Below are 9,938 nucleotides of genomic sequence, written 5' to 3'. Positions count from 1 at the left end.
AAAATTGATTGATTCTAATTCTTTGACTTAGATTTGACAACATATTTATAACTTTAGGGGGTTAAGAAACAAAGCCGTCTTGTCTTAACCACAAGAAATTGAAAAGAATTGAAAAGAGACATTCATATTCTAGATATATATTTATATTATTTTTGAGTTATTCTTTATTGTAAATCACACCTAATGAAAAAAACAAATAGCCAGAATAAAGTTTGTAAATATGTAATGATTATTTTTATTACTTTTTTATTTAATTTTCAGATTTTATATGCTGAATCTAGAAATTCTGTTTATTCTATTAAAAATAGTCATAATGCTAAATTTAGTAATTCAAAAATCAAGTCTTCATCCGGAATATTACCATTCGAAAATATACAAGGTTTAGCTGGAGTTGGAAGTGTTTCATCAACGAGCTTGAGCTCTAATTATAGTATATCACTAATTTCTTCAGATCTTTTCAATGGACCATATTCGTCTGAGGATTCATTTACATTGAAAGCCATATATAATAGTAATAATAGTAGTGACTTTTGGGGAATTGGTTCTGGATGGACTTTGAATATACCATATATCACTTTTAGTAACGAATGGGAAACCTTATGTAAAGGTTCATTTGATGACAAAGGAAAATGCGAGTTTAACAAAGATGCAGATGTGATTAAAGAATCTGTAAGTGGATATCCTAAAGAAATAATAGTTAATAACTCTAATATGTCAGGGGTTTTTAAGCAATCTGATAAAGACAAGACAGCATACTATCCTTTACTTAAGAGTTCAATTAGTCGTAACTTTTTTATAAAAGCCTCAAAAACTAACGGTAACATTTATACTTTTACTTTATTAAGCATTAAGAATCCAAATAAGAAAACACAATTTAATTTTGATGGTAATTCTAATTCAAGCTTGATATCTATTTCTTCAGATAATATTGATGAAGTTTCAAACAAAAGTATAAAAGTAACATATAATCAAAAAGAAAATACAATTAATATTTCGGGTTACTATAATAATGCTTTAATATCTGGGGCTCCTGAAATAAATATTTCAGGCCTTAAAAAATTAAATTTTACTGGACCTAAAGATATTCCTAATACAAAGGTTACAACAGGCTGTTTCATTAGTAATATTAAATATTGTCCTGATGGGTCTCCTAGCGGCAATTGTTCTGAAGGATTTGCTCCTGACTTGAAACTTCCTGTCTGGAACATGGGAGATTTTATCAAAACCCCTATTACTTATTATAATTATTATTATTATTATGATACTGGACATCAAAGAGATACTACAATAAATAAATCCATTCAGGATTGCCCAACAGCTGAAGATAGTGACATAACTACAGCTAAATTTTTTGAGAATAATCCTCTCAAGTATAATATATCACCATTAAACGATTCGAAAAATATCACTATTAAAGGAACTAACCTTAAGGGAAAGGAAGTAGTTGTTAATTTAAAATCTGATCAATATAAATTAACATATATAAATCCAGTATCATTTATTGGTATGGAGCCTTATATCCAAATAGGTACAGCTAATTATGTTGGAAATCCTTCTCAGACTCATGCTATTAAGACTTATATGGATGTTTCACACATTGGAATGCAAAATTTTGACTATACCGTAAGAACGTTGAAATCTATAGATTGGAATTTATCTTCTAATACTGATCCTTATACTACAATTAATTTGAATTATAACCCTGAATATCATAATATTACTCCAGATGGAATATCTTTAATTAAAGCAGGAGATAACTCTATATGGGCATTTAGTCCATATTATATGAATAAATATCAAAGAGATTTCTATAGTGTATATTCCAAAACCCCAGTACCTTTATTAGCATCAGTTTCAGGGACTTCCAATATAGGTTTTGTTCCATCAGTTAATTTTCAATATTCTTCGGCAACATATAACATTAATTATAGTGATTCCGCATTGAAAGATAATACAAATTTTATATTTAAAAACGAAGGTTATCTAAATGCAATAATGAAAATCCTTAATTTGCTAGGAGATAGTGAGAGTCCAAATACATTTATGTATGTAAGCACTATGCAAAACAATGGTATAATCACTAATTATAGTTGGGGAAGTAATGGTAATAATTTTTATAAACAAACTACTGGTAATGAACAGATAACTGATACAAATAGTGATCTTGAGTATTATAGAGCATTAACAACAAATTATGCAATTTCTGGGATGAGTATTAATAATTCAAATAATGGTCAGCCAAGTTTTACTGTTATTATTACTAGACCAGAATTAAATAAAGAATATGATACATATAATAAATATGGTTTATTGACTCAAAAGAAAATTTGTTCAATTAACTCTAAAGATGATAGTTGCTTAATTCAAGGTTTTCAATATCTAATAAATGCAGATGGTCAATATCCATATATTGATAAGTATGATGGGATATATGATCAAATATCGAATGAAACCCAAAGTATTCAATTGAACGATGGTAAAGAACATCAGCTTAGTTCAATCAGTTATGTCTATAACGCATTGCATAACTTAACTCATGTTTACAGCAGAGGTGTTAATAATCAACTACTAAATGCAACTGTGATAAATTATGTTGATCCAAATTCGGAAGATTCTAAAATTTTATCAATCAAATCATATGTGCGACCTTACATTAATAAAGATAAAATAATGAACTCAAGACTGTCTACTACGACTTCTTATCAATATAAAAATGTAATCGGAGGAGATAAAAACAGTTATAAAGTTATTGATACTGTAGTCAATAATATAGGAGATAAAAAAACTACTAAAAAATATGATTATGATGACACTAATAATTTGACTTCTATAACAACTTGTGTTAACACAAATGAATGTAATTCAGATTATACTAAAGATGATAGTAGACAATCTATTCAGAACACACTTAATTATGACGATACTAAAAATGCATTGATATTAGGAGGTACGAGACCAGGAAGTGGAAAAGAAATAGATTATATACTACATAGTAATTTACCTAAAGAAATATATACATCTAATGGGGAAATTTATACTTATTCCTACGACGATTATGGAAGATTACAGTCCAAGAAGATAGAGCAAGTTACATATGATAATGCAGTTCATACGATTAGCAATGATACTTATGCTTACAATAAAAATAATGATAACTTTACCGTAGAAAAGACTGATATGTACGGTCATTCTTCTCTTGCAACATATAATAAATATGGTGAAATAATAAAGTATCAAACTCCAAATATTAATACTTCAAGTAATGATCCATTTGATCCTATTTATAAGACCTATGAATATAATATAAATGGACAGATTGATAAAGAACAATATTATAATGGTTCTAATGAGCTATCGAATGAGCAGTTCAAATATGATTTCATGAATAGGATTGTTGCTACATCAAAAACTACAACTTCATGGAAAGAGTCCATGTTTGAAGGAGATAAAGTTTTTCCTGAGAAAAATTACCATAGTGATTATGAATATTCGTATAATTTCCCATCTAGCAATAATGCTAACTACAGCACTAGTACAAAGGTTACAAGTTGTGAAAAAGCTAATTATGAATCTATTGAAGATATGAAATTATGTGGATCAGAAAAAACGGATATTGCTTTAGGCAGTAAGAAAAGCGTTGTATCATCAGATTCTAATATTCTTACTAGTACAGTTACAACATATGATCCGAGTGGCGAGATTATTAATAGCCAGCAAAGTAATGTATTATATAATACAAATACTGATACAAAATCTTCTTACCCTTTTGAAGTTACATATATTACGCATGATCAAAAAACAAAGACTTTGTTTTTTAATAGTAGTCTTACTTTGGATAAAATTATAATTGGTAATGCTACAAATAAAAATACACAAACTCTTGCATATATTTATGATTCCCTCTATAGAGTTACTGGAGTTAAATATAATAATTTTACGGAACCATACCATTATTACTATGATGATAATGCTAATGTTAATCAAGTAGCTTATGATTATTTTGATAATAATGTTAGATCTCATCGAGTAACTCAATATAATTACAGTGAAGCATGCCTATATAAGAATATTGAAGATAAATCTTATTTGTGTGACTATAAAGGTTTTAATATTGATAAATTAGATAGTATAGATACTTATAAAAACTCTGTAGCTCCATCTGGAGATATAAAAAAATACACTAATTTAACAGGAAAAATTTTATCAGATAGTTTCAATTATATAAAATCTAATCAAATTACTGAAAAGGTAATTGATCCACAAAATATAAATAATAATATAACAAATATAGAAGACTTCAATGATGATTTAACAATTAATAGTTTGCAAGATATGCGTAATGATAATAGTGGAACAACATCACATTCAGAGATTAATTATAATTATATTAATGGAATAATTAAATCTATTAATTCTACAACGAGTGATACTACTACATTCACTCCCAAATATGACGACAGTAGTTATCTCTCTGGAATTAAAATTTCTGCAGATAGATATATTTCATCGAATCCACAAAATCATTTTCTAAAAGAAACAATTTTAGATCCAGCAAATGGACTTCCTTTATTGACGAAGATAACTAGTCCCAAAAATACATATAATATAATCTATCATTATGATGCTAAAAATAGATTAGATACTGAAACATATACTAACGATGAAAAAACAGAAACATCTGACTACTATGAGCGTAAAACGTATACCTATTATGATACTAATGGTACTAATGAAATTTATGGAGCTTTAAAAAGTATAGAAACAGAATATAATCCAATAAACCCAGGCTCCAACAAAGATTCTATAAAACAAACATTTAAATATTATACAGATAGCGGTAAGTTATATACTGTAAATACTAATGTTACTACAAGAAATATAGTTGGTATTAAGAATATAGGATTACTTGAAACCTATTCATATGATGGCATGGGAAGATTAGCTATCTATAGATGCAAAAATACAGGGAGTGATGAAGACAAGAATCTTTGTCCAATAGACTCATATTCAGATGGTAGTAATATAAATTCACGCCAATATTTTTATAATGATAATAATCAAATAACTAGTATTACAACTAATGGAAATAAAACGTTAGCTTTTGTATATGATAAAAATGATGAAACTCATCTTAAATCTATTGGTAACCTGTTGACTTTAAATTATGATGATTTATGGAACAGACTTGCTAGCTTAATAACCTCAACAGGGACAGACTCATACAAATATAATTTGGCTGGGAGATTAACTTCTATTACAAGCCAAGGTGTAGGTTCTAATACCCAAAATAATATCGATATTCATAGAGGTTTGAGGGAATCGATTACTGGAATTTCTCTAAATAATCTTAATCAAAGGCATTATTATGGAGATAATTTTTATAAAAATGAAGAAAATAAACTTCATTATTTAGTTGGAGGATATCTACATTCAAGTATGGATATACCTGTTATGAAAGATCAAGATACGCTTGGCGTTAATCATATTATTCGAGGGATAAATGGAAAAGTTTTGGCACAAAATCACGAAGCTTCTCCAGCACTTTATCTTCATAGTTATACACCATATGGATCTTTAAATGATTATAGCTATTTACGTAATTACAATATATTGCGTAAAGATAATCAAGAAACAATTTATAATGGAGATAACGGAGCATTAACTATAGTTCCAAATAAAGATTCATTCTCAGGAGTTCAATATCAACTTTTAGGATCAAGAGTATATATTCCTGAAATTTCTAGATTTATGCAACATGATACGGAAAGCCCATTTGGTGTTGGTGGGCCGAGTGGTTTTCTATATGGGTTTGGAAACCCCGTTGGATTTAGTGATCCTAGCGGTCATTTTGGAAGCATATTCAATTTAAATGTATCTAACTCACCCTTTAATATTGAATCTCCGGCCATTAAACAACTGAATCAGGGGGCCACTTTTATTCGTGCGATGACGATAGCTGGCATTGTAATCAACCTTATACCAGGAATATTAAGTTTGGGATCAGGTCTTATGAGCTTAGCTAATTCTGCGATGTCTACGGCAGCAGTAGCTTTTACAAGCGGTGATGCGTTAGCAGTTGCAGCTAGCGCATCTCCTGGAATAATAATACAATCATCCATGATGGGTATTGAAGCAACAATTACGTTTGGTCCGGCAGCATTATCGATTGCAGGAATAGAGAAAAATAATTCTGCTCTGATGATTGCTGGGCAAGTTATGGGTAGTATTGGAGCTATAATTGATATTGGCTCACTTGGTTTAGGGAGATTATTAACTACTGCTGATGCTATTGGTGACTTAGAAGATAGTTTATCAACTTCAACTGAAGAGAATATAACTGCTGCTAATAGTATTACTAAAAATACAGACGAAGATATTGGAGAAGTAGCAGCTTGTTTTATTGGGAATACTCTCGTTATGGTAAAAAATAGCAAAAAATCTAAAAGTGAAAACCCTAAGGTAAATTCACATATACTCAAGAAAATTAAGGGAATAAAGATTGGAGATTATGTTGTAGTGTCTTAGTCAACAGAAATTGCGTTGAATTGCTAATAATTTTTATGTGGTCGAAGACAGAACACCGCGCGTTTACGCGTGGATGAATGAACCTCCCTAGTTTTACATTACGGTGGTTTGGAAACTAGGTCAGATCGAAAGATCTGTAAAGCATAACAAAGTTATGCAGTGGCTTTGCCACATAAGCACCACGGGTTTACCCGTGGGTATCTATCAGAAAAAGGAAAGACTTATGAAAAAAAAATTTTTGTATACTATCGCAGCTGTATTTTGTTTATTTGGATTTTTACCGGCTTATGCTAGTTCATACTATCCAATTGGTATATATAATTATATTGATTTTCATACAAAAACTTGGCAGATAGATCCTAAGATCGTACCTATATATGGAAATTGGGACTCTGCTCATTTGACTAATGAGAATTTATCGCCTATTACATGTAATAGCCTCATTGAAGGTTTACCTGGCGAAGCAGATTCCAAATGGCAATGTGCCAAACTACGTGTTAGAGTAGATAATAACATTTTTTCTGGTAGCTCCTCGCTTAGTCAATTTAATGGGAGATCTTTTTTAATAACTTATCACCCTAATTTATTCAAACCATCTGAAAAAACTACAGCAATTATATATGACTCGGAATACACCCTTCCTTTTAATGGCAAGAATTATATAATATTCTATGTAGCTATTAATTCAGATAAACAAATTCACTACATAGAAGATATGCGACTTATGTTAAATCCTTTCCCGCAATCAGAAGACCACTACTTTTTGCGAAATGATAGCTTTCCAAATAATATTTTACACTCTTATGATGTAATGAATATGCAAAAAAAATATGCATATCTATCTCAAATAGATCTCCTTTCAGATAAGGATACGCAGCATCTATTTACTACTAAATGTGAAGTTAATAACGATAATAAATTGATCAATTGTTCAAAACTTTCAAGCCAACAAAGTATGGTGAAAGTATCATTTAGTCAAGGTAAAGCTTATATTTTCACAAATAGCTCTCCTGATATTAATAAGAATTTTATATATACGAATACTAAACTATCTGTTTGTGATATAGATAAAAGACAAAATATAATATATAGTTCATGTAAAGAATTGAAAATTCCGATTCAGAATATATCTATTCTAGGAAAAAAAATAACTTTCTTTAACCCAACTGCAATTGCGTTTTATCATAACTATGCATATATAGCTGGTGTATTATTACCAGACAGTTCCATGGCGGGTGGATTTTTTTCTTCTATTTGGAGATGCCCTATTAATCAATATGGAAACGTAGTTAGTAAATCATGTTCATTGGTTATATCCCCATTGACTAATTTAACATTAATTCAAAGTATGGTAATTATACATAATAATATCTACTATACTGATGAAGCTAAGGATCTGTCAAATAAAAAGTCCTTTGGTAATATGTTTACTTGTAAGCTAAGTGAGTTAGGGGCTTTTTATGGCTGTAAAAGTATACCTCAACCACCTCTCACCTCAGATAAATGGTATATTTCGGTTCCTACAAAGACGGTGTACAATAAAGGCACAAATTCTCTCTATGTTCTGGATATAATGGAACCACCAATGCCAGCATGGACAACAGAGCCAGGACCTTATTTACCAGGCCTACGAATCGTTTCTTATTCCCTAGACCATAATGGCAATATTGATAATAGTAAAGCTCCTGTTGTAAGCTATACTACACCAGATTATAGTGATATGCAACTTCCTTCTGATGGATATGGTATGATATATGCTGCTAGTATGAGCATTGTGGGAGATACTAATCCCATTACTTATATTTCTTCAAACATGCTGAATACATATTCGTTGAATACGTCAAGCGATTTTCAACGCTGTCACATTGAAAATAATCTAACTATAGGTGATTGTAGTGATACTCAGACTATTTACCCTCTTGTTGTAGATAGTCCAATACTAGTTAATACTTATAAAGGAACTCCTATTACATTCAATACGCCATTAGATTATAATACTCCATTTGATACAAAAGACGTTCCTTCTAAAGATACTAAACTAAATTTGAATAATGCTAAAGCGTATAATACGAACTGGTATTCTGGTCATTTAGATTATAAATGTAATATGTTTTCTTTTTCAGGGGAGTATAATGATATGATCAATTGTCAGGACTTAGAGCTTCCTCTACCGGATATGGGGTATTATGAGCATAGTTTAGGTCTTGTTGATGGTAGAATGATTGACATTACTACTCAAGATGGAGATACTATAGAAGGGATTATTTATGATTATAATTTGATACAAACGTCCAATAAATGTGATAAAAACGAAGATCCTATGTGTGATGTAAGAATTATTTTACATATGAAAACTGACTACTATTCTGAATATAAAGAAGGTACTTTATTAAACGGTCAAATTATAAAAAATAAGTTTCCACAAGATGCATCATTTTATTTTAATCCAGAAGGTTCATTTTTCTATAGAGAAAATAGTATTTCTAATGATAAAAATGTACAGGAACAAATCTTAAATAGCCAAAGTTCAAAAAAATGGGGATCAGATAATGTTCTACCTCATGGAGGAGTAAATACTTGCCCGTTTAATTTTGTAGATTCAACTTTTAGCAATGATAGTAATTATATGGTATTAGGATGTGCCGCAATTAACCTTAATGCCGAACAAGTACAAGGTTTACTACATGGACTTATTGGTTTTAATATTTTCACTACTTATGAAGATAATCAACGTCCTTACATGCTTGCGGAATATAAATATGATCCTTCTAATCATACTGCAAATTTCACAGGCAATTACTTAAATATATATGACTATAAAGAAAATAATGATGGAACAATAACTCTTTATTTTACTAATATATTTTATGCTAAAGAAAATTCTACGCCATTTATTACTTATTATAAAGATAAAAATGCACCAACATCAGGTAATGATGAATATCAATATATTTTAATGAAGAGCCCTTTTAGATTGGAGTGATTAATCGTAAGCGTCTCATGAAATACATCTAGATTTATATCTAATTATTTGCAGATTTATTTTTATCTACCTTCTCAACAAATAGCTGTGCATACTTAGGAGTTAATGCTTCATAATCTTTGTCTGTCTTAGCTGTAGCAATGTGATCAAACACATATTTGAGATAATTAAATATTTTAAGATTAAACATTTTAGCATTCTCTATAAGTGTAAAGAGGTTTGCGCTAGATTGAGCTCCTTTTTCACTACCTGAGAATAACCAATTCTTTCTACCTACTGCAAATGGTCTAATTTTATTTTCAATATCATTATTATCTATAGGCAAATATCCGGCCTTTGTATAATTATTTAGTTGTTGGGCTTTGTTTCTTAACCCCTTAAGGTCTTCTAGTTGGTGTATTTTAGGCAGTTCTATGACTAATGGGCATAC

Annotated in this window: 3 protein-coding genes; 2 read left to right on the top strand and 1 reads right to left on the bottom strand. The window is 29.9% G+C overall.

Annotation, left to right across the window (positions count from 1 at the left end; all coding sequences use genetic code 11):
- The first annotated feature begins 183 nt into the window (after nt 1-183).
- Nucleotides 184-6,525 carry a hypothetical protein gene (locus tag AB8E56_RS10455; RefSeq protein WP_329480852.1) on the top strand — a complete coding sequence of 2,114 codons (6,342 nt, stop codon included), beginning with the start codon at nt 184-186 and terminating at the stop codon, nt 6,523-6,525.
- 223 nt (nt 6,526-6,748) lie between these two features.
- Nucleotides 6,749-9,508, top strand: a complete 2,760-nt coding sequence (locus AB8E56_RS10450) for a hypothetical protein (RefSeq protein ID WP_329480850.1) — start codon at nt 6,749-6,751, stop codon at nt 9,506-9,508.
- Between the two features lie 40 nt (nt 9,509-9,548).
- Here the strand turns inward: AB8E56_RS10450 and AB8E56_RS10445 are convergent, their stop codons facing one another.
- Nucleotides 9,549-9,908, bottom strand: coding sequence for a transposase (locus tag AB8E56_RS10445; RefSeq protein WP_329480854.1), 360 nt, complete (start codon nt 9,906-9,908; stop codon nt 9,549-9,551).
- Nucleotides 9,909-9,938: the final 30 nt, after the last annotated feature.

This window comes from Francisella sp. 19X1-34, from assembly GCF_041102755.1.
GTDB lineage: Bacteria > Pseudomonadota > Gammaproteobacteria > Francisellales > Francisellaceae > Francisella.
This window is presented reverse-complemented; position numbering and strand designations above follow the sequence as displayed.

What these genes read in the sequence shown, in the direction of transcription:
- AB8E56_RS10455 (WP_329480852.1), top strand. Translation starts at nt 184, where the DNA reads ATGAAAAAAACAAATAGCCAGAATAAAGTTTGTAAATATGTAATGATT.
- AB8E56_RS10450 (WP_329480850.1), top strand. Translation starts at nt 6,749, where the DNA reads ATGAAAAAAAAATTTTTGTATACTATCGCAGCTGTATTTTGTTTATTT.